The 22547-nt window shown below is 37.3% G+C and carries 26 protein-coding genes and 2 pseudogenes; 22 read left to right on the top strand and 6 right to left on the bottom strand.

What is annotated here, in order from left to right; translation table 11 throughout:
- Positions 1-708 precede the first annotated feature (708 nt).
- From ACE3RB_RS14845 to ACE3RB_RS14825, 5 genes are all read right to left on the bottom strand, one after another.
- The gene (locus ACE3RB_RS14845) at positions 709-1221 is read right to left on the bottom strand and encodes a DinB family protein (RefSeq protein WP_374464913.1); all 513 of its coding nucleotides are present in this window, start codon (positions 1219-1221) and stop codon (positions 709-711) included.
- A gap of 95 nt (positions 1222-1316) precedes the next feature.
- Positions 1317-1766, bottom strand: a complete 450-nt coding sequence (locus ACE3RB_RS14840; protein WP_374464912.1) for an N-acetyltransferase family protein — start codon at positions 1764-1766, stop codon at positions 1317-1319.
- Between the two features lie 68 nt (positions 1767-1834).
- Positions 1835-2974 (bottom strand): cystathionine gamma-synthase, encoded by a 1140-nt coding sequence (locus ACE3RB_RS14835; protein WP_374464911.1) that lies wholly within the window; start codon positions 2972-2974, stop codon positions 1835-1837.
- Between the two features lie 110 nt (positions 2975-3084).
- Complete coding sequence (gene gldC / locus ACE3RB_RS14830; protein ID WP_002977443.1) at positions 3085-3408, bottom strand: gliding motility protein GldC; 324 nt, start codon at positions 3406-3408, stop codon at positions 3085-3087.
- 22 nt (positions 3409-3430) lie between these two features.
- Positions 3431-4414, bottom strand: coding sequence for a gliding motility protein GldB (locus tag ACE3RB_RS14825; protein ID WP_374464910.1), 984 nt, complete (start codon positions 4412-4414; stop codon positions 3431-3433).
- 52 nt (positions 4415-4466) lie between these two features.
- Here ACE3RB_RS14825 and ACE3RB_RS14820 point away from each other — a divergent pair, with 52 nt between their 5' ends.
- From ACE3RB_RS14820 to ACE3RB_RS14790, 7 genes are all read left to right on the top strand, one after another.
- Complete coding sequence (locus tag ACE3RB_RS14820) at positions 4467-5105, top strand: leucine-rich repeat domain-containing protein (protein WP_374464909.1); 639 nt, start codon at positions 4467-4469, stop codon at positions 5103-5105.
- A gap of 10 nt (positions 5106-5115) precedes the next feature.
- Positions 5116-5646, top strand: a complete 531-nt coding sequence (locus tag ACE3RB_RS14815; RefSeq protein WP_374464908.1) for a GNAT family N-acetyltransferase — start codon at positions 5116-5118, stop codon at positions 5644-5646.
- Positions 5643-6176, top strand: a complete 534-nt coding sequence (locus tag ACE3RB_RS14810) for a GNAT family N-acetyltransferase (RefSeq protein ID WP_374464907.1) — start codon at positions 5643-5645, stop codon at positions 6174-6176. Before ACE3RB_RS14815 ends, ACE3RB_RS14810 begins: the two co-directional genes overlap by 4 nt.
- 11 nt (positions 6177-6187) lie before the next feature.
- Entirely contained in the window at positions 6188-6979 is a 792-nt protein-coding gene (gene nadE, locus ACE3RB_RS14805) for an NAD(+) synthase (protein WP_374464906.1), read from the top strand.
- 27 nt (positions 6980-7006) lie between these two features.
- Positions 7007-7510, top strand: coding sequence for a ribonuclease domain-containing protein (locus ACE3RB_RS14800; RefSeq protein WP_374464905.1), 504 nt, complete (start codon positions 7007-7009; stop codon positions 7508-7510).
- Positions 7511-7561: 51 nt separating this feature from the next.
- The gene (locus ACE3RB_RS14795; protein WP_374464904.1) at positions 7562-7870 is read left to right on the top strand and encodes a GIY-YIG nuclease family protein; all 309 of its coding nucleotides are present in this window, start codon (positions 7562-7564) and stop codon (positions 7868-7870) included.
- A gap of 155 nt (positions 7871-8025) precedes the next feature.
- Positions 8026-8334, top strand: a complete 309-nt coding sequence (locus ACE3RB_RS14790) for a barstar family protein (protein ID WP_374464903.1) — start codon at positions 8026-8028, stop codon at positions 8332-8334.
- 211 nt (positions 8335-8545) lie between these two features.
- On the opposite strand, the gene ACE3RB_RS14785 is transcribed toward ACE3RB_RS14790, so the two are convergent.
- A complete protein-coding gene (locus ACE3RB_RS14785; RefSeq protein WP_131435393.1) occupies positions 8546-9028 on the bottom strand; it encodes a cytidine deaminase in 483 nt (160 codons plus the stop codon).
- A 101-nt stretch (positions 9029-9129) separates the two neighbouring features.
- On the opposite strand from ACE3RB_RS14785, the gene namA reads away from it, so the two are divergent.
- The 15 genes and pseudogenes from namA (at position 9130) to ACE3RB_RS14710 (ending at position 22544) form a co-directional block, all read left to right on the top strand.
- Positions 9130-10182 (top strand): NADPH dehydrogenase NamA, encoded by a 1053-nt coding sequence (gene namA / locus ACE3RB_RS14780; RefSeq protein WP_374464902.1) that lies wholly within the window; start codon positions 9130-9132, stop codon positions 10180-10182.
- 28 nt (positions 10183-10210) lie between these two features.
- On the top strand, positions 10211-10489 hold the full coding sequence (locus ACE3RB_RS14775) for a DUF2752 domain-containing protein (protein ID WP_374464901.1): 279 nt from the start codon (positions 10211-10213) through the stop codon (positions 10487-10489).
- A gap of 288 nt (positions 10490-10777) precedes the next feature.
- Complete coding sequence (tssD, locus tag ACE3RB_RS14770) at positions 10778-11182, top strand: type VI secretion system tube protein TssD (protein WP_002977458.1); 405 nt, start codon at positions 10778-10780, stop codon at positions 11180-11182.
- Between the two features lie 150 nt (positions 11183-11332).
- Positions 11333-13264, top strand: coding sequence for a type VI secretion system Vgr family protein (locus ACE3RB_RS14765; RefSeq protein ID WP_374464900.1), 1932 nt, complete (start codon positions 11333-11335; stop codon positions 13262-13264).
- Position 13265: 1 nt separating this feature from the next.
- Positions 13266-13436 (top strand): hypothetical protein, encoded by a 171-nt coding sequence (locus ACE3RB_RS14760; RefSeq protein ID WP_153816338.1) that lies wholly within the window; start codon positions 13266-13268, stop codon positions 13434-13436.
- Positions 13423-14473 (top strand): annotated as a pseudogene (locus tag ACE3RB_RS14755) (DUF2931 family protein). The gene ACE3RB_RS14760 and the pseudogene ACE3RB_RS14755 overlap by 14 nt, the downstream one beginning before the upstream one ends.
- A 34-nt stretch (positions 14474-14507) precedes the next feature.
- Positions 14508-15131: a hypothetical protein gene (locus ACE3RB_RS14750; RefSeq protein WP_374464899.1), complete on the top strand. Its 624-nt coding sequence runs from the start codon at positions 14508-14510 to the stop codon at positions 15129-15131.
- A 14-nt stretch (positions 15132-15145) separates the two neighbouring features.
- Positions 15146-15919 (top strand): annotated as a pseudogene (locus tag ACE3RB_RS14745) (phospholipase effector Tle1 domain-containing protein); the annotation flags it as partial.
- A gap of 58 nt (positions 15920-15977) precedes the next feature.
- On the top strand, positions 15978-17021 hold the full coding sequence (locus ACE3RB_RS14740) for a hypothetical protein (protein WP_374464898.1): 1044 nt from the start codon (positions 15978-15980) through the stop codon (positions 17019-17021).
- A gap of 29 nt (positions 17022-17050) precedes the next feature.
- On the top strand, positions 17051-17539 hold the full coding sequence (locus ACE3RB_RS14735) for a DUF4280 domain-containing protein (protein WP_374464897.1): 489 nt from the start codon (positions 17051-17053) through the stop codon (positions 17537-17539).
- 11 nt (positions 17540-17550) lie between these two features.
- A complete protein-coding gene (locus tag ACE3RB_RS14730) occupies positions 17551-20355 on the top strand; it encodes an OmpA family protein (protein WP_374464896.1) in 2805 nt (934 codons plus the stop codon).
- 16 nt (positions 20356-20371) lie between these two features.
- The gene (locus ACE3RB_RS14725; RefSeq protein ID WP_310017962.1) at positions 20372-20971 is read left to right on the top strand and encodes a hypothetical protein; all 600 of its coding nucleotides are present in this window, start codon (positions 20372-20374) and stop codon (positions 20969-20971) included.
- A gap of 13 nt (positions 20972-20984) precedes the next feature.
- Complete coding sequence (locus tag ACE3RB_RS14720; RefSeq protein WP_374464895.1) at positions 20985-21635, top strand: hypothetical protein; 651 nt, start codon at positions 20985-20987, stop codon at positions 21633-21635.
- Positions 21635-22195 (top strand): LemA family protein, encoded by a 561-nt coding sequence (locus tag ACE3RB_RS14715; RefSeq protein WP_374464894.1) that lies wholly within the window; start codon positions 21635-21637, stop codon positions 22193-22195. The genes ACE3RB_RS14720 and ACE3RB_RS14715 overlap by 1 nt, the downstream gene beginning before the upstream one ends.
- Positions 22176-22544, top strand: coding sequence for a hypothetical protein (locus tag ACE3RB_RS14710; protein ID WP_374464893.1), 369 nt, complete (start codon positions 22176-22178; stop codon positions 22542-22544). Before ACE3RB_RS14715 ends, ACE3RB_RS14710 begins: the two co-directional genes overlap by 20 nt.
- Positions 22545-22547 lie beyond the last annotated feature (3 nt).

Raw genomic sequence — 22547 nt, 5'->3', positions numbered from 1 at the left:
TTAAAGTGTTCCATAACATAACTTTTTTTGTGTAACGCTATGGTAGGACGAGACAAGAATTAATATAAAAAAGGCTGTCTGAAAACTCAGACAGCTTTTTTCAAACTTATAGGATAGTGGTTAGAATATTCGATTCATTATTAAAACAAAATAAATCCAAAATAGATTGAGATCGTATCAAACTTATCGTATGAACTTTCTTCATAAACTAATTTTTCAGTTTGAATACTTTCAGTAATTTTTAAATTTTTTAGAGATCTCATGGGACATCGGTATGAGAGTTTATGATTCTTAAATTTAGATTTTATGAATAAATATAATGAGCCAATTATTAAAAAATGTAATAGAGGCTATCCACAAAAAATAACCTTTTTCCAAGCTGTATATTCTTCCCATTCTTCCATTTTCTGCAGCCAGAATTTCCTTCCAGAAAAAAAATGTTCCTGCAATTAAAAAAGCTATTACAGCCAATATCATAGAAATTAAAAAATATTTTTTATAACAGAATATCACTGCAATAAAGAACCAAATATTAGCTGTCCATACCAGAAATTCAAATAGGCCCCAGCCTAAAAAGCTAATCGGACCTATAAGAAAAGTTTCAAATTATTTATAATCTTTAATCTCTCCCATATCTTCAACTTTAAAAGCTGTAAAACAAAAAAGAAATTATGAAAATTAACAGGCTGGCAAGGGAAATTCGTTTTCTTACATCCATCCCAATTTTGATAAATACCTTTCCTCAATAATACTCAGGTGATGATAATTGTGTCCGACGATCAGTTTTCCGATGGTTTCCACAGAAATTTCGTGGCCATTAGCTATACCTGTGTTTTGTAGAGTAGAAGGTTGAAGTGTTTCCAGTAGAATCTGTGAAGACTTTCTTACCAGCTTGTATTCTTCTAAAAGAGATTCCAGGCTTCTTTCGTCTGCAAAAGACTGATCAGCGTATTGATTTTCATCAAATCCGGGAAGGTTGTTTTTTTCTCCTCTGGCGAATGCTAATATCCTGTATTGGAAAACCCTTTCGGTATCCGATAAATGGAGCAGAAGACCTTTTAAAGTCCATTTTCCTTCTGCATAAGCGAAAATAGACTGTTCTTCAGTAAGATTGGAATAAATTCCGATGGTTTTGTCTGCTGATATCTGCAGTTCGTTTAACCAGTTTCCTGATGGAATCTGATCTAAATATCTTTGGATGTATTTTTGAAATTCGGTCATATTATTTTTTTGTTTTTATAAATTATTTTGAGGTGCGTGATTCGGGTTCCGGGATTCGTGTTAAGTGAGTATAGTGTTTTATTGCACATTACTCATTACTCATGATTAGTCCATTCATAGAAATTGACAGAGTCATAGAGTTCAAAGCCACATGCTGGATAAAGCTGGTTTCCTATATCATTGCTTTTTCCTGTTTCCAGAAGGATACCGCACGCTTTTGAGGAGCGGCATAATTCTTTGGATGCTTCAATCAGTTCCTTGGAATAGCCTTTACCTCTGTGATTTTCATTCACGTAGAGATCATTCAGCAGCCAGTAGCGCTGCATTCTTGTAGATGAAAATATAGGATATAATTGTACAAAACCTGTCAGTTTACCATTTTCTTCCGCAACAAAAATTTCTGAATCTTTGTTTACAAGCCTTTCCTGAAGAAAGTTTGCTGCTGCAGGAATATCTGAGGGCTTATGATAAAATACTCTGTACTGATCAAATAGTTCTGCGAGTTGTGGTAAGTCGGAAACAACTGCTTTTCTTGAGTTTTTCATAATATCAGTTGGTGTTATAATAAAATGAGAAGGATTATCAAAATCCTTCTCATTAAGTGTATCGTATGTTAAGAAAAAGCTCTCTCAAGATCTGCAATAAGATCTTCAGCATCTTCAATACCTACGCTTAAACGTACCAGGTCATCTGTGATCCCGAGTTCAGCACGTTTCTCTGCAGGAATAGAAGCGTGGGTCATTAAGGCAGGATGGTTAGCTAAAGATTCTACTCCTCCTAAAGATTCTGCTAAAGTGAAAACCTTTACTTTTTCTAAGAACTTAATAGCATCTTCCTTCTTCCCGGATTTGAAAGTGAATGAAACCATTCCTCCTGATTCCTTCATCTGAGATTTTGCCAGCTCATATTGAGGGTGAGATTCTAACCCTGGATAAATTACTTTATCAACCGCCGGATGTGTTTCAAGGTATTTTGCCACAGCAAGACCATTGTCTGAATGTCTCTGCATTCTTAGTGCCAGTGTTTTGATTCCTCTCAATACAAGGTAAGAATCGTGAGGGCCTAAAATACCACCGCTTGCAAACTGAATAAAGTGAAGTTTTTCTCCTAATTCAGCATCTTTAGCAATAAGGGCCCCGGCAATCACATCAGAGTGACCACCTAAATATTTGGTTGCAGAGTGCATCACGATATCAGCACCCAAATCAATCGGTCTCTGGATATAAGGGGTAGCAAAAGTATTATCCACTGCCACTAAAATATCTTTTCCTTTTGCAATTTCCACTACAGCTTTGATGTCTACCAGTTTCATCAATGGGTTCGTTGGAGTTTCTACCCAGATCAGTTTTGTTTTATCTGTAATAACATCCGCTATTTTAGAAACATCATCAAAATTCACGAAAGTAAATTTCAGCTGATATTTTTCGAAAAGTCTGGTGAACATTCTGTAAGTTCCTCCGTAAAGGTCATCTACAGCAATGACTTCATCACCTGGATTTAATAATTTTAAAACACAGTCGATGGCAGCAAGACCGGAACCGAAAGCTAACCCTCTCGCTCCGTTTTCAATACTGGCCAGAGAGTCTTCCAATGCCTGTCTTGTGGGGTTGGCGGCTCTTGAATATTCATATCCCGAATGTACTCCCGGGCTTTTCTGTGCAAACGTAGAAGTCAGAAATACAGGTACATTTACTGAACCTGTTGCAGACTCATGGTGCTGCCCTCCGTGAATTACTTTTGTATTAAAATTCATAATATTTTATAATTTATCAATCTGAATAATCTAATAGTGTACCAATATTTTCTATTTAAAGATTGTTATATTGTTACATTAATACATTGTTACATTGAATGTGTTACATTTTACTTGATAGCAGATTTCACTGCAAACTCTTCTGCAATTTCTTCCATCCACTGTGCTACATCCTCTTCGCCGGTTGCTCTCTGATAGGTGTTTCCTAAAGATATTAAAATCTGGTGGATAAACATCTTCATCTGGTCTACAGGCATTTCTTTGGTCCAAAGATCAATTCTTAGCGCTTCTCTTGTCTTATCATCCCATACAGAAATCATGGTTGCTTTGGTATCCTGCTTTTCAATACCGCCATCCTGGGCATTCCATGTAATATTTTCCGGTACATGATTTTCATCAAGCTCTACATCTATCGTAATCTGAGTCTTTCTCATTTTTCTATTTTTTCTAAATTCTTTATTTAAGTTTCGGTTTATAACCGGATTGATTAAAAATTGTGGTGGCATCCATTTTCAGAAAATCCGTCAGCTTTGTTTCAGGCTTTTCCTTCAGGTATGCTTTGCAGATCTGCCATCCTGTAAAAATTCCGATCTGCGGGGAAGATTCATTGTCAATTTCTGTGTAAAATTTCGAGAAAGGCCCCGGTGAGATGAAACGTTCTCCCAATCTCGGATCATCTCCGAAGATAAGGTTGCTTTCTACAAAATAATTCCAGATGTTGGCTTCATTGCTGGTTGCCCATTCATATTGTTTCTGGGTGTAGTTCATTTTCAGATAATCAGGAACGTCGGGAAGAAAGGCATCCTGGAGAATCATTACTTTTCCGTTAAGAATCATCTGATCAATGAACTTCTGATGATCCGGTGATTCCGTTACAATATTTTCTGCAAAAAGCTGTGATACCTTTGGAACTATATTCTGTGGATTCATTGATTTTTGGAAATACAGTTCCAGCCCTTTATAATTAGGATTTCCATCACCCATAAAACCGGTTACATCTATAAATAAAAGGTTTCCTTTCCCGTCATAAAATATCGGATCCTGAACCATCTGTAAGGCAGATGAAAACAAATATACCTTCGGGTTTTTAAACTTTGGAAAGTAATATTTAATATGTGAAAATAAGCTCTGAAGTTCCTTTTGAAGCTTTACCTGATCTATTTTTCCGATTGCTTCCTTGTAGATCTTTATCTCTTCAGCATCCGCTCTTCTTTTTCCAAAATCAGCATCAGAAACAGTTCCCTGAAACCATGGAAATTTAGCTTTAAACTGATCCAAAGGAACACTGGGATTATAAAATTCTTTGGAAATATCTGTGATGTCAACTTTTTCAGCTGTTTCTTTTACTTCAACCTTCCATTGATTTTCAGGTTCTTTTTTGCAGGAAATAAGTCCGGCAGCTAAAACAGAAGAAAGCGCAATATATCTAAAAATCTTCATTATTTTTACATGGAATTTAAGTTTACAAAAATAAGGATTAAATACACAATTCATGATGAAAATTAAAATATTTACAGCCCTGTGCCTTATTTTCACAATATCTTTTTTCTATGGGCAAAAGCTTGAATTTAAAGATAAAAACTTTGAAAAAGCAGTACTCGGAAATTTTGATCTGAATAAAAACGGAATATTAGAAGTTTCCGAAGCAGATATGGTTATGAATCTGTTTCTGACTCAGAAAGGAATTACTTCGGCAGAAGATCTTACTCTTTTTAAAAACGTGAAAATGGTTGTTCTGGATGATAATATAATCCCGGATATCACAATCAGTAATCTGGATCAGCTGGAGCTGTTCTCCTGTACAGGATGTAAAATTTCTTCATTCAACGCAGAAAACCTGAAAAATTTAACCTCATTATATCTGGACAATAATCTTTTGGAAAGTATTTCGTTGGCAGGGATTCCAAAAATTGATCAATTAACCTTATCTTTAAATCAGTTAAAAACAATAAATCTGCTTCAGTTTAAAGCACTAAGAAAGCTTAATCTGGAACATAACAAACTTCAAAAAATTGATATTTCCGGAAACGAGGTTTTGCAAACGCTGAATATAACCGGGAATAAAATAAATGAAACCGATATAAAGAAGGGTACAAAAACAGATGTTACCATATTCAGAGACGGAGAATAAACTAATTATTATGAAAATAGAAACGGAACGATTGATTTTAAGGAAACTGGAAGCTGAAGATTTTGAACGCCTATTTCTTCTGGATTCCAATCCTGAAGTCATGAAATACATTGGTGTACCGGTTTTAACGGATATCAATGAATCAAAAAAGATCATCAGTATGATTCAGAAACAGTATGAAGAGAATGGAGTAGGAAGATTGGGTGTTGTGGAAAAAGAAAGCGGACTTCTGATAGGATGGAGCGGATTGAAACTGCTTACCCATGAAACCAACGGTTACAAAAATGTACTGGAGCTGGGATACCGTTTTCTTCCGGAATCATGGGGAAAAGGATATGCTATGGAATCTGGAAAAGCTTCTCTTGATTATGGTTTTAATGACTTAAATGCGGATGTTATTTATGCTTATGCACATTCCGAACATGACGCTTCTAATCATATTTTAAGAAAATTAGGCTTTGAAAGAACAGGTGAATTTGAGGAGCCGGACGGAATTTGTTTCTGGTACGAACTGAAACGTGAAAATTACAGTAAAAAATGATAACAATAAGACAAGAAGAAAAAAAAGACCATCAACAGGTTTTTCAATTGACAGAAGAGGCTTTCAGGGAAATGGAACACAGTGATCATCAGGAGCAGTTTCTGGTAGAAAAACTGAGGAAATCAGAAGCTTTTATCCCGGAATTGTCATTAGTGGCAGAAGATGAAAACGGTAAAATTGCCGGGCATATTCTGTTCACCAAAATAAAGATTGTCAACAATTCAGAATCCTTCGATTCACTTGCTCTGGCTCCTGTTTCAGTGAAGCCGGAATTTCAGAATCAGGGGCTTGGAGGGAAACTGATTCTGGAAGGGCATCGTATTGCCAAAAATTTGGGATATGAATCTGTAATCCTGGTCGGACATGAAAATTATTATCCGCGCTTTGGTTACAAAAAAACAAGTAATTTTGGCATTTCTTTTCCATTCGATATTCCGGAAGAAAACGGAATGGCTGTAGAATTGGTAAAAGACGGATTAAAGAATAAAAAAGGAGTGGTGAAATACCCGCAGGAATTTGGAATAGACTAAAAAATATAAAGATGCAGACACAAAAAGTGATAGATCATATTGTAAGCTGGTTAAAAGATTACGCTACAAAAGCAAAAGTAAACGGATATGTAATTGGAGTTTCCGGAGGAGTAGATTCCGGAGTGGTTTCTACACTGGCGGCAATGACCGGTTTGAAAACTTTATTGATAGAAATGCCGATCCGACAGAAAGCAGATCAGGTAGGCCGTGCAAAAGATCATATGAATGATCTTAAATCAAGATTTCCTAACGTAGAAACTATGTCTGTAGATCTGACACCTGCTTTTGAGGAGCTTTATAAAACATTCGATGTAAAAGATGATCTGTACCCTAATGAGAAACTTGCTTTTGCCAACACAAGAGCACGTCTTAGGATGCTTACACTGTACTATTATGGCCAGCTGAACGGACTTCTTGTTTGTGGAACAGGAAACAAAGTAGAAGATTTTGGAATCGGCTTTTATACAAAATATGGGGATGGTGGAGTAGACGTTTCTCCAATTGCTGATCTTTATAAAACCGAAGTGTATGAATTGGCCAGAGGATTAAATCTTATCAAAAGTATCCAGGAAGCAATTCCTACCGATGGACTTTGGGATGTGGACAGAACAGATGAACAGCAGATTGGTGCTACCTATCCGGAACTGGAAAAAGTCCAGAAGGAATACGGAACCAAAACGGCTGATGACTACGAAGGAAGAGATAAGGAAGTTTTCCAGATCTTCGACAGAATGCATAAGGCAGCGAAACATAAAATGGATCCTATCCCGGTTTGCGATATTCCTGAAGAATGGAGAGCATAGAAATGATATTACATTAAATATACGGCTATGAACGGAAAAATAAGATCTGTATTTTTTATCTGTCTGGGACTCCTTTTCGGAATGTCCGTGATGTATGTCTACAGGAACTTTATTGAAGATAAAAAAGATCAGTCAGATTCTGTAAAAAAAGAAGCAGTGCATTACGGAAGTACTTCTTCAGATGGAAATTCCACGGCCCAGGTTTCTATAGATCAGCTTACAGAAGAGAAAACGGTGATCAGCTATGTGAAACAAAATCATAGGCTTCCGGATTATTATATTACTAAAAATGAAGCCAGAAAACAGGGCTGGAATCCTTCTAAAGGAAATCTTTGTGATGTGCTTCCCGGAAAAGCTATTGGCGGAGATCATTTCGGAAACAGGGAAGGACGGCTGCCGGATGGAGAAAAGTATTTTGAAGCAGATGTAAATTATCATTGTGGCGGAAGAAATGCAGACCGTATCATCTATACCCGGAATGGTGATGTATACCTTACCAAAAACCATTATAAGAGTTTTGAAAAACAGTAAATAGTCATTGCGAGGAACAAAGTGACGAAGCAATCTCTAAAATAACCACAGATGAAAGCAGGTTTTGTCTACATTATGACGAATAAAAATCATACTACTCTTTACACAGGAGTAACTTCAAATCTGCCCAAACGTGTTCAACAGCATAAAGAATCATATTATTCTCAAAGCTTTACTTCAAGATATAATTTGTATATACTGGTGTATTGGGAATCCTTTCAGGAAATAGGTGAGGCTATATTTAGAGAAAAACAAATAAAAGCAGGTTCCAGGCAAAAGAAACTGGATTTAATCAATAGTATAAACCCTGATTGGAAAGATCTTACGGACGATGTTAAAAATATTATGGATGTTTTCTGAGATTGCTTCGTCGCTAAGCTTTCTCGCAATGACTAGTGCATAATTTGTATTTAAGTGGTGATAAGTCGTAATTTTGAAAAATAAAGTATTGTAAGAGCAGTTCTGAAAAGATTTTGTAAAAAATACAACTTTAAAAATTGGAAATTTAGTTCAATATGAAGACAATATATATAGATTTTACAGACATAGGTGACTATGAAGATTTTTACGCCCAGCTCAAGGAAAAAATTCAGCTTCCTGAGCATTTCGGTGATAATCTTGATGCCCTTTTTGATACCATCACCGGAGGACTCGAAATGCCGCTCCATTTAGAATTCGTCAACATGACTGTAGATCAGCTGGAGATTTTTGAAGACCTGCTGACTACCCTGGAAGATGCGGAAGAAGAAGTTGAAGAATTTAGTTTCAGCTACTATCTGGAGCAATACGAAGACGAGGATGACGATGTAGAATCTGAAGAATAAAAAAGAAAGGCTGTCCCAATACAGGAGACAGCCTTTTTTATGCTGATGCTTATTCTATACCATACAAACCTAACAGGTTTCCAAAACCTGTTAGGTTTCTTATTTTATTTAACTGTAACGTTTATTACGATTAGTCAATGTGAAGTTTTTGCTTCACACCTTGTCAAGATTTCAAATCAAGGCAAGGTTCAAAAATCAGGTTTTATTTTCCTTACAAAAACGTAGAATCAAAATAAAAAGGAAGCAGATCTTTCACTGCATGCACTTTTACAACCTCTTCATTCATGCTTGAAAAATAAAGGTCGATATTTTCATTCTGCTTGGTTTCATACTCAATTAAACTCTGGCGGCATGCTCCACATGGAGGAATTGGTGGGTTTTTCTCATGAAACTCTTTCGGGCCTCCCACTACAAAAATCTTTTTTATTTTCACATTCGGGAAGTTGGCAGCTACCCAGAATAGAGTCGTTCTTTCTGCGCAGAGTCCAGAAGGATAAGCCGCATTTTCCTGATTGTTTCCGGAGTAGATTTCTCCGTTTTCCAGTAATACGGAGCATCCTACTAAAAACTGGGAGTAAGGTGCGTAAGCATTTTCACGGGCTTCCTTGGCTCTCTCAAATAATTTATTTTCTATATCGCTCAGTTCACTGCTATTTTTAAAATATTCGTAACTGATCTGTATGTCTTTTTTCATATATTGTCAACTAAAAAAGGGGGGTAAAATTAGTTCTTTTTAATGAAGTGGGCAATATTTTATTCTTCCCGTAAAAAGTTCAATTTTTTTAAGACTAAAAAATGTTATACACACCAATAAAATTCAGAAATGTTGAGTTGAAAAACAGATGGGTAATGTCACCTATGTGTATGTACTCATGTGAGAACGGAGAGTCTAATGATTTTCATTTTGTACACTACGGAAGCAGATCGCAGGGTGGTACAGGCTTGCTGATTGTAGAAGCAACAGGAGTGGAACCCAGAGGAAGAATCACCAATCACTGCATGGGAATCTGGAATGATGAACAGGCAGAAAAACTGCAGAAAATTGTAGAATTTGTTCATAAAAACTCAGAAAGTAAAATAGGAATCCAGCTGGCTCATGCCGGAAGAAAAGGTTCAACATGGAATAACATACAGATTTCTATAGAAGAAGGCTGGGAAACGGTTGCATCAAGTCCTATTCCTTATCACCCGACCGAAAGAATTCCACATGCACTCACTACAGATGAGATAAAAGAGCAGGTTCAGAATTTTAAAAAAGCTGCAAGAAGAGCTGTAAAAGCCGGTTTTGATGTTATTGAAATTCATGGAGCCCACGGATATCTGATCCATCAGTTTTTATCGCCGCTTTCCAATATCAGAACAGATGAATACGGAGGAAGTTTTGAGAACAGGATCCGGTTTCTGATTGAAATTGTAGATGCTGTTAATGAAGAATTAAATGAAAATACAGCCCTGTTTGTGAGAATTTCAGGAACAGAATATGCTGAGAATGGCTGGGATATCCAAAGCAGTGTGGAGCTGGCAAAAATTTTAAAAGAACATGCCGTAGACCTTGTTGATGTGTCCAGTGGTGGCAATATCCATGGGGCAAAAATTCCTGTTTTTGATGGCTATCAGGTTCCTTTTTCATCACAGGTGAGAAATGAGGCCGGAGTAAACACCGGAGCAGTTGGTTTAATTACCAGAATAGAACAGGCTGAAGAAATCCTTCAGAAAGGAGATGCAGATCTTATTTTCGTTGCAAGAGAGATTCTGAGAAATCCTTATATTGCTGTTCAGGGATCTTTTGAAATGAAGGAAGATTGTTTCTTTCCTCATCAATACACCAGAGCTAAAATCTCTTCTTAATTTTAGGATAACCTTCAAAGCAACCGGAATGAATATTGAAGATTTCATGCTTACCTGTCCCAGTAAAAAATTCCTGGGAGTAGAATGCCTGGGATGCGGTGCACAGAGAGCAATCGTATTGGTGTTTGAAGGGAAGTTTGCTGAAGCTTTTCAAATGTATCCTGCTGTATACACTTTATTGTTGTTTTTCCTTACGCTGGGTTTGAGTTTTATCGATAAAAAAAGAAAATACAGTAATATCTTAATGATTTTGGTGGGAGTTAATCTTATTATTATGATCATTGGCTACCTATATAAACATTACTGATTAAGGATAATGATGTAAGTGCTTGATATTGAGTGGTAAATATGGTTTGGAGCGGGTTTTTGTATTTTAATTTAAACAAGGTTATTTAGAAAAATTTTAATGAAAAATAAAAATTATTAGATTAAAATTCTTGCATTATTTTGTTGTGCTGAATTTTAGAAATGTCGTAGAACTACTACAATTTATGAATCAGTGCCCCAAAAACTTTTTAAATTAGAACATGAAGTTTATCTTTGTTACCTAAATCCTATATCAGGGATCAGTCGTTAATGATTAAAATTTAAGAATATGGCAGGAAATTCAAGAGGAATCTTAAAATTCAATGGAGGTGAAGGTCAGAAGTTATTAAAGCTTAACTATAGCGTATCAAGATCTACAGACGTTTCAGGACGTGTGGCATCTGACCCGTCAAACGCATTGATCAAAGTAACAATTGAAGCAACAGAGAAATCTGATGTTTTAGAAAGTTTATTAAACAGCAAATATAAACCTACAAGCGGAGAAATCAACTTTAACAAGTCTCACGAAGAAGGAACATTAATCTCTTTGAAATGGGAAAACGGCTATGTTATTCAGCATGAAGTAGACTTCGATGCTATTGACAGCAACAATATGCTGATCAGCTTTGTGGTAAGTGCTGAAAGCATCACATATGGAAATTCTTCTTATGACGGGCTTTGGCCAATGAGCTAAGTCTTTCATGAGCCGTAAAAAAAAGACTGTCCCTAATAAGACGGTCTTTTTTTACCTTAGACTATATTCTGCGGAACCCTTTGTTTATGTTTTTAAACTCGCATTCTGCCGGATAATCGTTTAGAAAATTAATCAAATCACTAAAAAAATATGTCAAATACACCTGGAAACTCACAAGCGGCGTCTTTTCGTCCGACGCAGAATGCAGATGGTATTTCCGAAAACCATCATACAGGTATCAATCGTCTGGTAAAGCTTTCCCTTGTTATAGAAGGGAAAATTATCAAGTACTATAAACATTTTAAACTTAAACAAAGTACCAGACGACACCATGAATTTACGCTGACACTGGCACATGATACCCTGGGAGACAGACAGACCCATTCATTGGAAGAAGCCAATAAATTTCTTGGAAAAAGGCTTACCGCAGTTATTTCCTATAAAGATATAGATAACAGCCCGGAAAGAACGTTTGTAGGAGTGATTACCGGAGTAGGATTCAGCCAGGAAAAAATGAGCCTGGGAAATATTGTGCTTACAGGATACAGCCCTACCATCCTGCTTGACGGTGCTCCTCATATTCAGAGCTTTGGAGGTTCACAGCCTGTTAATATCGGAATTATTGCAGAAGAAGTAATCAAACAGGGGATTGATAAAAGCCGTTTTGATATAAGGGTTGATGCCAATAACTATTCACAGATTATCTACAGCAGCCAGTATGATGAAACCCATTATAACTATCTGGCCAGAATGGCTGAAGCGTATGGTGAACAGTTTTACTATGACGGTGAAGTTTTACATTTCGGAAAGCTTCCGGCTCAGAATAAGCCTATTACCCTTACATACGGAAGCAGTGCCAATGATATTAAAGTTGAGCTTAAAGCTGTACACACCAAACCGCAATTCTATGGGTATAACAGCAATAAAAACGAAAAGCTGACTTCAGGATCAACGCCTATCAAACATGTAAGTGACCTTGCAAAAACAGCATACAGCCACAACGAAACTATCTATAAGACACCAGCTTTGCAAGTGGCTCCTATTAAAGCCACCACGCATCTTGACGTTGAATACTCTCAGAAAAGTGCTTCAGGAAGCGAAGCGGTGAATGTTTTTTCCGTTTCAGGAAATACAACCGTTCCGTTTCTTCACCCCGGTTGTGTAGCAGATGTGCAGATGCGTAAACAGGATTCTAATGAAACCTCTTACTTCACCAGAATCATGATTACAGAATCAGAGCATGAAATTGACACAATAGGGCATTACAGTGGAAGCTTCGTGGGAATTGCAGCAGATACAGGATTTCTTCCAAAGCCGGAATTTACCATTCCGAAGGCTGAGCCACAGACGGCAACTGTCATTTCCAATACAGATCCGGAAGGACAGGGAAGAATACAGGTGAGATTTGACTGGCAGACTAATGATACCACCCATTTTATACGTATGATGAGCCCTGATGCGGGAGGAACAGATCAGATTACCCAAAACCGTGGCTATGTAGCCATTCCCGAAGTAGGAGATCAGGTAATGGTTAATTTTGTGCACAGTCATCCGGACAGGCCTTTCGTTATGGGAGGAATGTTCCATGGAGGAGTAGCGTTAGGAGGTGGTGTTAATAATCACCTGAAATCCATCCAAACCAGAAGCGGGATCAGAATTTTAATGAATGATGAAGAGGGAAGCGTAACGATTCTTGATCCGAGCGGAAATACTTATTATATGGACGGACAGGGAAATATCAGCATGAAGGCACCTAAGAATTTTACGTTGAATGCAGGCGACAATATCAACATTACAGCAGGAAAAGAAATTTCTATAGGAGCAGGAGCAAGTATTACCAGTACAGCAAATGACAACATCGTTTCCATCGCAGGAAAAGATATGAAACTTACAGCTTCGGGAGATATTACGGAAACTTCCGATACCAGAACAGAAATGATTGAAAAAGAGTTCAAGAGACAGTCTGAAACATCCAACGAAATAGCTGGTGAAATTTCCATGTTCAGCGAGCTGGAAAATATGACCATGCAGAGTGGAAAGATTGTAGAATTCAACAGTGCTGAAAAATCAAAACTTTTCTGATATGGCAATCATCAAAACAGCAACCAATCTGCGCATCACAGTAAAAGATTCTTATCATCTGAGCGTAGGAAAAAAGGTTGAAAAAATAGCAAAAAAAATCAATGTGGAAGCACATAAGGAGAATCTGGTTTTAGCAAGTAACAAGAAGATTATGTCCCATGGCCATAAGTAAATATAACATACTCATTCTTTTTATTATATGCTGTTTCTCATTAACGAATTGTCAGAATAAAAAAATGGAAGAAAAATACACCTGGCTGGGAACCGTTTCTGCTCCGCAGGAATATCCCATGGAAGTATATGAAGGAGCTATTATTGCCGATGATTTCACCTATGCCTTTGATGCCATCTGGGGAACACAGAATACCGGCTGGGGTAAAAGGAGGTACCATGAACGTAACCACCGAAAGAATGGATGCCCCTCATAAGCTGGAATTCACATGGTATTCCTTAGTGGAAAAAAAATTCTACACCGGAAAATGGGATCTGGATAAAGGAAAGATTAAAAAACTTTTTGATGAAGGGTTTATAGACCAGGACACAAAAAAGAAAACCACTTACCATTCTTTTGTGGTAGGATTGGCTCCGAAGGGAAGAGTAGTGTTGTGGATGAAAGGTCCCGGAAATCAGAAAGAAATTGGCGCTTTTCAGGCACATGATACTATTATTACCAAGGAAAAAGCTTATGACAATGCCCAGTACATGCTGAAAGAAGGTTTTGCAGACAGAATGCTGAAAGATCCGTCTTACAAAACATTCAAGCCGGAAGTTCGTGAGAAAATTGAAAAAGAAGGATATCCTGATGCAGACATTTATAATGTGTACAGAGAAAGATACAACTGGAAACCTTCAGTAATTCTTCCGGAAGGAGCCACCTGGATAGATTTCGGGTTTACCAGCTATAACGGAGAACAGGAAAACCTTTTTGATCAGAGTTTAAAAGACAATACATACAAAAGCAGAGCTATACCAAAATTCTGTGGTTTTTACTGGAAAGATAAAAACAACAACAGGTATGCGGTATGGATAGACGCTTTTGATGACAAAGAAATATTTGATTTGTTTCAGAAATCAGGAAAAGATAAAAACATTGATGTGACCATTAAAGTTAATGAAGACAATACAAAGGTTTTGGTATCCCTGGAATCTGAAAAAGAGAAACTTCCGGTAACCAAAGCAAAAATAAGGGTATCTCAAAAGATAGAATGATAGGTTTTACTCAGTCAATCTAAAAACAAGAACTATGCACAACAATCAATTTGGGAGCTATACACCATCTGTATTCAAAGAGGAAGTACTGGATATTACCATTGGGATTTTTTTTGACGGAACCCTGAATAATAAAACCAATACAGACGAAAGAAAAAATAACACGGATGCCCATAAAAAACACGGTGGAAAAGATACAGACAATACCAGTTATAATAATGACTGGAGTAATGTTGCCCGCATGTGGGATAACTATGATAAAAACTTCGGAATTTATATAGAAGGAATCGGTACACAGGATAAAGAAGGAGATGCTACGCTGGGATACGCTTTCGGGACAGGGGAAACCGGGATCAGATCAAAAGTGAGAAAAGGATGTGAGGAAATCGTGAAAAAAGTGAAAACCATTAAGGCAGAAAAGAAAGCCGATAAAATTGCGGTTCTTACCTTTGATGTGTTCGGATTCAGCCGTGGAGCTGCCGCCGCACGTAATTTTGTATACGAAATCGGAAAAGCAAAATATAAAGCCAGTTCACGCACCGTCGCCAATGAAGCGGTTTCAGTGACCACCTATTCAGATGATGACGGGAAAGTGTTGATTCCGAAGAACTTCCAAAATGGGGACATCTTGGCCTTAAGCTCGAAGAAGCAGGATTAAAAGTTGATGTTTTAAAAGTAAGATTTCTGGGAATTTACGATACTGTTTCTTCCTATTCAAAATACCTGTCACCAATGCCCAATTTCAGTAACGATGTTGAAGAATTAAGCCTGAATGATATCGGAAAAGCCCAGACTGTAGTTCACTTCATCGCAGAAAACGAGCATAGAGAAAATTTTGACCTTACAAGAGTACATATCGGAACCGAAAAAACTTTCCCGGGTGTACACTGCGACGTGGGAGGTGCCTATGAAAACGGACAGGAAACATGGGAAGAAATTGAAACGTCATGGACTACCAGTTCCAAATTAAAAGCATTAAAAGCAGAACTTGTATCAGAAGGATGGTACGAAGAAGATATGCTTACCATTACTCCCGGATTCTATTTATCATTGAGAGGAACCCGGTATCTGCTGAAAACTTACAGCTATATTCCTCTACATTTTATGGCTGAATACGGCATTGAAAAAAATCTTCCTATCACCTTAAAAAAAATGACTGATGATAAATATTCCATTTTGAATGATCAGTTTTTAATAGGAATAAAAGACCGTCTCAGAACTTATGTGATGGGAAATGGCAAACCTTATGCCTTCAAACATTTTAAAGCGCTGCGGGATGCTTATGGTGGAAACGAAGTCCCGGAAGACCGTCAGGATGCTTATCAGAAAGAAGTAAAAGAACAGAACGATTTGAGATTCCTCCGTCTTCATTACCTTCACTGGTCGGCAAGAAGGGAAAAGATCGGGATGGATCCGAGACCGAACAGAACAAGAGTTATCCATTAAAAATTAAATTTAAAAAGAGACACCATATAAAGAAAGAAATTGAAGAAGGAACATTTTTATGCAGAAATATAATATACATACCGTTCAGAAAGATGAAACTTTAAAAAGTATAGCCTCGCTGTACGGGCTCGATAAAGATGCATTAAAACTCTTCCACAACAACCATTGCGCTGTTAAGGACATGATCCTGATCAACCTTAACGGGCAGAAAGAACTTTTTATTCCGAGAACTGCGGTTGCAGATAAAACCCTTTTGGTAAAATTCGGAAAAGGAAACAGCCTTATCCTTCGGCCGGAAGCTTCAGTGCGAAGATACAGTGTTGTTATTACCATTGAAAAAGGAGAAGATAAAAGCGAATTAAAATATGAAACATCCGTTCGCTGGCTGAAAACAGAAAAAGGGAATCATTTTTTTGAGATAGACAGAACATCAAAACTCTATCTCAATGAAGAAGAGGTGAATGAAATTGCCGATCTGCTGGCTTACAGAACATCCATGGTTTTATATCCGTTACAGATCAGCACTGATGAACATGGGAAATTTGAAGGCGTAGAAAATGCTGAGGTGTTTTTGAAAAGATGGCCCGCTGTAAAAGGAGAACTGTACAAAGAATTTGAAGGCGAAACCGTGGATGAATACTGTGGAAAGATTGAAAAAGTAATCAGCCAGCCTGAAGCTATCAATCTTTACCTGAAAAATGATTACTTCATCCGTACTTTGTTTTTTGGAATATACCAAAGCTATGGCCCGGAATATAGAACCGAGATGCTAACAACTTTTCCTGTAGTAGATAATGCTATTGAACCCGGATACAAAATCACACTGGAAACAGATCCGTTGAAAGGAGAAACCGGCCTGATTACGGTAGAAGGATCAGGAAAATTATATGAAGAAAGAAATATTGATGACTTTATAAGAAAATCACCCTTTTCATTGATTATAGAAGATGAACCTGTAATGAATGAAGAAGGAACTTTCAGACTCATAAACTATATGAAAGAAGAAACTTCACTTCCGAAATCTCTTTACCTGGAATGCAGCATTATGCTGCAGGAAGAAAAAAAGATTTCAGTATCAGTTTCAGGAATTGATGAAAACTAAATTACCATTTCACTAAAGATAAAATTAATATGGCAGAAAAACATATTGTAGTACAGGGAGCCCTATGCAAATGCCAGTTCGGGCAGGTTCCGGACAAGCTGAAAGTACTTACACACCAAAAAGAATATGCCAATGATAAAAGCGCTTCCAAAAAACTGATCGTTACTACGAAAGAAATAGGAGGAGCCACATTTGAAAAAAATACATTCGGGAACTGTACCAAAATGGGAGGACCGCCGCCCCCATGCAAAATTATGGTTACAGAATGGCAGAACTTTTATGATAAAGTACAGCTCAGCAATGGCGGATATATCATTGTGGAAGACAGCAAGGCAGTTTGTGCTGTTGCCGGAACTCCCTGCATTGAGATTATAGACCATGGGCAGCGAACGGAAGCCAGCCAGCAGAACTTTAAAAATGTTGACAAAGATGTTCAGCAGCAGATTAATCCGCTGGTAGATTCCGAAGAAATGTATAATGAGCAGCCTTCAGGAGGAGGGCAGGATGGTGCAATCTAAATGATAATACAATGGCAAAAGGCATAAAAAAAATAAAGGTTACAAGTGGATTGTATTATCCCAAAATGTCTGTATTAGGACAAAGGATCACCATAAAACCGGACCAGTGGGTGTACTTTGGCGTTGAAGAGTGGCTGCCGGGCACCACAGATGCAGATAAAAAGAAACCTCTGACCTGGATGAGACAAGACTGCAACAGGCAAAATATTGTCAATCAGGTTACCTCTGCTACCGGGTATAAATTTTTAATAGACAAACAGTATTGCGGAAGCTATCACTTTTATATTGAAGCCAGCCTTTCAGGAGTCAGGGATAAAAAAAATAATACGGGAATATTTGTAAGAGGCTGGTGTGAGCCCCGGATTGTAAGCAGCAGGTGGTCTATGCAGAAGAACAGCAAAAGCATTAAAAACAATAAAAAAGTTGATTACATTTCCTATGGACATAATGTTCATCTGAACCTCATGACAGAAGGCCTGAATGGAAATACAGTCAGTATCGAACTTTGGAATCAGCAGACAGCAAAAGCAGATAAGCTGGTACACACCTACAACAATGTAAAGGTAATAGATGGTGAGGTAAATCTGAAAATAGAAAATACCTTTGCCTGGATGGCTTATGTGGACAATATTCAGAATGTAGAGGAATTCTATATTAAAGTAAAAGATGTTGCATCCAAACAGTACATTAAAGATAAGCTTGGTGATGATCTTCACGCCATCTATCTGAATGTAAAAAATAAAGTTGCCACTACCAACACCAACGGAGCCCAGAATCAGACACCGACTAAAGTTTATAAGCCGGATGTCAATTCCGTTAGACTCGAGCCCTGTAAATTTGAAGTGATCAAGATTACTGAAAATGAAACAAAAGACGGAAAAGCCAGCAACACAACCGTTAAAGTCTTTGATAACGGAAATGGTGTCAAACTTATAAAATCCGCTGCTTTACAGGAACATATTCAGAGAACAATCTACTACAAGTTTGATTCTACAGTTATTGATAAAGACGGGGAAGCCGTCCTGAATAATGTGCTCAAATTTCTTCTTGAACACAAAGATTCCACAATGAATCTCAGTGGCTATGCCTGCGTTATTGGAAAAGAAAATTATAATAAAGGGCTTTCCCAAAAAAGAGCCGATGTTGTCAAAAAATTCTTTGCAGACGGCGGATTAGATCCAAGAAGAATTATCTCAGTAGGAAAAGGGGAAGTAGATCCTACCGATGATAAAATGGGAAGAGATAATATCAAATACAAAAACGAGAAAGACTACGAAAATAACCGCAGAGTAGATATTTCATTTATATTCAATGCCCATGATGCACAGACCATCAGTTATGAAGTAACCGCACCAAGTGTGTCTACAAAGAAAAATCTGATTATTGACGTTACCGGTTTTGAAACAAAAGAATGCTTCAGAGACAGTAAAGGAAAGCATAAAAAACAGATACAGATTGTAGATGTAGGACAGGCAATAGATAAAGGGGATACTGTAAAGACATTTACTACGCCATCATTTAATTATGGAGTATACTCAGATTTATCACAATTCGATGCTTTTCCTATACAATATATCTGGCCGATGTGGGCCACTCCCAATCAGTTCCATCTTCACGCACATACCTGCAGGTATTTTAGCAATGAAAAGAGAACAACCGTATTAATCAAAGCCTACCCGGATATTAAATGGACACTCACTTTCTTCGTTAATCTTACCAATGAACTGAGTGTAAAATGGCAGAACCAGCCAGCGGCAAAACATAAAGACCTACAGGCTAAAGCCGGTAAAATAGGTGCTGAAAGAAGATGGAAACAAAAGGATGCTTCCTTCGGATTCAGCCTGAAAAGTGAATGGGAAAAGAACAGAAGTGGCAGTTTTCAGAAAAGTAAAGAAGTTAAAGGAGAATACGAGACAAAATTTAAAAAGCTTTATGATCTTTTCGGCTCAATGGGAGCAATGTCTGACGGTATTACGAACAAAACTAAAGGACAGGTTAGAAATATAGGTTTTAAAGGTCTTCCGGTAACTTTTGCCATTAAACCACCTAATATCAATCTAAAAGGTGAATGGTGTTTAGAAAGAGCCAAACAGAAAAATACAGAAATTGAAAGATTAGGAACAAAGGTTGATATATCTTTTAATGCAGAACCCCTGATAGGATTAGAAGTTACAGTAGACCTCCTTTGTACAGCTGTAGGGCTGGTGGCAGGAGCTGTGAGTGGTGGAACCGCAGCACCAGGAGCTGTAAGGTTGTATGGAGTGATCAAAGACCGGATGAATACAGGAGTAGAGTTTGGGAATGATGATTTCGGAGCTAAACTGAGTTCAGATGTTTACATTGATCTTGTTATTTCAAGTGAAATCAAAACATCAATTGGTTTTTCATTCAACACTGTAAGCGAAAAAAATGATAAGCAAGGAAAAATAGAAGCCAAAAATACCCTTAAAATTGAATTAAAAGCAGGGGTTTGGGCAAAAGCAGAAGCCAATCTTGTCATTGTGAAAGTAGAAGGATATTTTGAAATGAGCGGAAAGGGATCAGCTTCCATTACATTCGGGCATGGTGTAAAATTTGATGATAAAGGATTAAATTACCGCCCGGAATTAGGATTTGATGGACTCAACGCTGAGTATGTGATCAAAGGAAAAGTAGGGATGTCTGCAAAAAAGAAAATACCTAGAGGGGGCAATAAAAAACCGGCAGAACTTAAAGGAAGTTTAGAAGACGAAGGTATTTTAACGAAATTGTACCTAAATTTGATGTCATCAAAAGTCTTGAAGAACTTTTCGGATTCAGTGCCGATATTCCGTTAATAAGAAATTAGATAATATGAAAAAGATAGTTTTAATAATTTTGTGTTTTATCATGTTTGTATCATGCCAGTCACAACAAAAGACAGATCTGGAAAAAGTAGATTTTTCCAAAGGGTATAAAGAAGTTCTGAAAGATACCAAATATCAGACAGAAGCGAGGGAAATTGTAACTACATTGCCAGTAGCTTATACCAAAGATGTTTCCGGATATAAATTCGGAAATATATCGTTTCCGGAACACAAAGAAAATAATGTAAAAAGCTCCACCGTAGGATTACTCATTAACAATACTACAGAAAGGCTTACTAAAGGCGTGAAAATAGAACTGGAAGATACTGCCGCAGGTAACGATCTTTTAGCCTATCTCAAATCGCAATACAAAAATCCTAAAGTTCTTGCAGGAGTTCCGGCAAAGAACAGTGAAGGTAAAATATTGGGAAATGCAGCCTATGCCTGGGATCTGAAAGGTAAAACAATGGTATTGGTACAATATTATGAATACACCAATAATAAACCCAATACTTCCTCTGTTCTTTATATTGTAGACAATCAGGTGAAGACGGCAGACGGGCAGGAAACAGCAGCAGCACACCTCCTAAAAACGTATACTTCATAGCAGATTCTTATTGATGGATAATTATGATTATTATGCAGAAAAAGTAATGACGTATTTACCGTTAGTTATACTTTCTGTCATTGCAGTTCTTTTACTACTTCCTAATTCTAGAAAAAGATTTTTAAGAATTCAGGCATCATTACCCACATCCAAAATAAAATCTGTGGCCATGGGGCTGGTAGAAATTCAGGGAAAACTTATTATGAAAGAACCTTTGATTTCACCCGTTGCAAGAGAAGAATGCATAGGATATTATTATACAATTGAAGATGTAACCAGAGATAAAGAAGGGAAAAATTCTTATACGACAATTCATAGAGAAACCCGGTGCAATCTCTTTCTGATGCAGGATGATTCAGGAACCATTGAAATACATCCCGAAGGCATTGAATTGATATTCATCGAAGAAACCAATGTAAGTTATAACGGACAGAAAAGATATAAGGAAACATTGCTTAAATCCGGCCAGGAAATGCTTCTTGTGGGAGCTGCCGACTCAAGAAACGGAGAAGCTTTCATCAGAAAAGATACGGGGCATAAGATTTTAGGAATTACCACTGTTGCAGGAATTTCAGTCTGGAATAAATACCAGCCCCTGTTGAGGTCATTTATTGTCACCTGTATTGTTATACTTATCGTAATAATTTTAATCTTATCACAATAATGAATCAAATTGTAGCAATTGTTATCGCCGTATTTCTTATCGTGGCCATCGTGGCTTTTTTCATCAGTTTGTATAACAAGCTTGTCATGCTGAAATTCAATGTGGAAAAAGCGTACGGGAATATAGATGTTATTTTGAAGCAAAGAGCAGACGAAATTCCTAACCTTGTCAATGTTGCCAAACAGTTTATGGCACATGAAAAAGATCTGCTTACCAAACTGACAGAACTTAGAACTTCCTATAACAACACCAATGATTCCGACAGAAAAACAGAGCTTGCCAATGAGACATCAAAAGCACTTTCATCATTTTTTGCTGTTTCAGAAAACTATCCCAGCCTGCTGTCAAACAATAACTTTCTGGAACTGCAGAAAAGAGTTTCCGGACTGGAAGATAAAATAGCAGACAGAAGAGAATTTTTCAATGACAGTGTAAACCTTTACAATATAGGAATTCATGAATTTCCCAATGTTATATTGGCAAAAATGCTGGGCTATAAAGACAAAACCCTATTAGACATTTCAAATCAGGAAAAACATTATGAAGGCGTTCAGTTTTAATACATTTTTCGGATATGAAAATATACTGATGGAAAAACCCGAAATTGTTTTGTTCGGGGCGATGCTTCTTCCTATAGGACTGATTATGGTGGTGAGTATCATAGGATGGATGTTCAGGAAACTGAAATTCAATATGTATATCATTCAGGCAATACTCTATAACTTGCTTTTCACCTTCTTTTTTGGAACGGTTACCATGCTCATTCTTTTTTTCATAACAGATAAAAACGGAGTTAAACTTGCGTGGTGCTGGAGCTCTATTTTCCTTGGAATGTTCTGTTTTAGCATCATCAATACCAATACCATCAGTAAAATGTTTACAGACTGGTCTAAAATCATTAAAAACTAAAAT

This window comes from Chryseobacterium sp., assembly GCF_041914225.1.
Classification (GTDB): Bacteria; Bacteroidota; Bacteroidia; order Flavobacteriales; family Weeksellaceae; genus Chryseobacterium.
This window is presented reverse-complemented; position numbering and strand designations above follow the sequence as displayed.